This window comes from Streptomyces sp. NPDC005303, from assembly GCF_040607335.1.
In the GTDB taxonomy this organism is placed as follows: domain Bacteria; phylum Actinomycetota; class Actinomycetes; order Streptomycetales; family Streptomycetaceae; genus Streptomyces.
Map to the genome: position 1 here is coordinate 1 of NZ_JBEXGM010000082.1, position 1,745 is coordinate 1,745.

The following is a 1,745-nucleotide window of genomic DNA, read 5'->3' on the forward strand; positions in this document are numbered from 1 at the left end:
GTTCTGGCTGGCGTTGCCGGTCACCCTCGCGGTGTCCTTCGCCGGCGGCATGCTGGTCGAGCGGATCGTCATCCGCCCCGTGCAGGGCGCACCCGAGCTGACCGTGGTCATCGTCACGGTCGGCCTGTTCATCTTCGTCAACGCGCTGGCCGGCCTGATCTGGTCGTTCACCGTGAAGGACTTCCCGCAGCCGTTCCCCGACGGCGGGCTCGACCTGGCCGGGGTGCGCGTGGACTGGTCGACTCTCGGGATCATCGGCGTGGTGGCCGTCGTCATGGGCCTGCTGTATCTGCTGTTCCAGCACACTTCCGTCGGCCTGGTGATGCGGGCGGTCGCCTGCAACCCGGCCTCCGCCCGGCTGTCGGGCATCCCGGTGGGCCGAGTTCTGATGCTCGGCTGGGGGCTGGCCGCCACGGTCGGCGCCCTGTCGGGCGTGCTCGTCGCCCCGTTGCTGTTCCTGGAGCCCAACATGATGGGCGGAGTGCTGATCTACGCGTTCGCCGCAGCCACCCTCGGGGGCTTCGACAGCCCCGTGGGCGCGGTCGTCGGCGGCCTGTTCGTGGGCGTCGCCGAGACGCTGACCGGGGCGTACGTCGATGTGGTCGGCGCCGATCTGAAGGTGGGCGTTCCCCTGGTGATCATCCTGGCGGTGCTGCTTGTACGGCCCCAGGGCCTCTTCGGACGGGCGGCGGTGGAACGCGCATGAGCACGATCATCGCAACACTCGGCACGGACCGCGCCCGGCGCCTGCGCGCCGCGGTCACCGTGCTGCTCGCGGCGGCGGCCGCCGCCGGCGCACCGTTCTACTTCGCCCCCTTCCAGGTCTTCCAGCTGACCATGGTGCTCCTGTACGCCGTGGCACTGGCCGGTCTGAACCTGCTGGTCGGCTTCGGCGGGCAGATCTCGCTCGGGCACGGCGCGTTCTTCGCCGCGGGTGCCTACACGGCGGCGGTCATGCTCGGCCGGTACGACACCGGGCACCTGGCCACACTGCCCGTCGCGGCCGCCGGATGCTTCCTGCTGGGCCTCGGGTTCGGAGTGCCCGCCCTGCGGCTGCGCGGACTGTACCTGGCCCTGGTCACCCTCTCGTTCGCGGTGTTCCTGCCGCCCCTGCTCAAGCGGCTGGAACCGGTGACGGGCGGCTCCATGGGCCTGACCGTGGACAAGCTGCAGCCGCCCGCGTGGAGCGGGCTGGCCGAGGACCAGTGGATGTACTTCGTCGTCCTCGCCGTCACCGCGGTGGCCCTGCTGCTCGCCCGCAACCTGCTGCGCTCCCGGGTCGGCAGGGCACTGCTTGCTGCGCGGGACAACGAGAGCGCCGCCGAGGTCATGGGCGTACGGCTGTCGCTGCACAAGACCCTCGCCTTCGCGTGGAGCGCGATGTTCGCGGGTGTCGCCGGGTGTCTGTACACCTGGGTGATCGGCTTCGTCTCGCCCGACTCCTTCAGCTTCGTTCTGTCCATCATGCTGCTCGCCGGCCTGGTGGTCGGGGGGCTCGCCTCGCTGTACGGGCCCCTGCTGGGGGCGGCGTTCGTGATGTACGTGCCGAGTGTGTCCCAGGACCTGAGCGAGGCCGCTCCGGGAGTGGTCTTCGGCCTGCTGATCATCGCGGTGATGTTCGTGGCCCCGACGGGGCTGGCCGGTCTGCCGGCCCGTGTCCGGGCCGCTGTCGTCCGTCGCCCGACCCGCACCGCCGCCGCCCTCGACCGGACGCCCGAGGCGGACTCCGTGCCTGAGGCTGCCTC

Annotated in this window: 2 protein-coding genes; both read left to right on the forward strand. The window is 71.2% G+C overall.

What is annotated here, in order from left to right:
* A partial coding sequence (locus tag ABZT93_RS40335; protein ID WP_356114109.1) for a branched-chain amino acid ABC transporter permease occupies positions 1-706 on the forward strand: 706 nt, incomplete at its 5' end.
* The coding region (locus tag ABZT93_RS40340; protein WP_356114111.1) for a branched-chain amino acid ABC transporter permease at positions 703-1,745 on the forward strand (1,043 nt) is incomplete at its 3' end. The genes ABZT93_RS40335 and ABZT93_RS40340, both read left to right, overlap by 4 nt.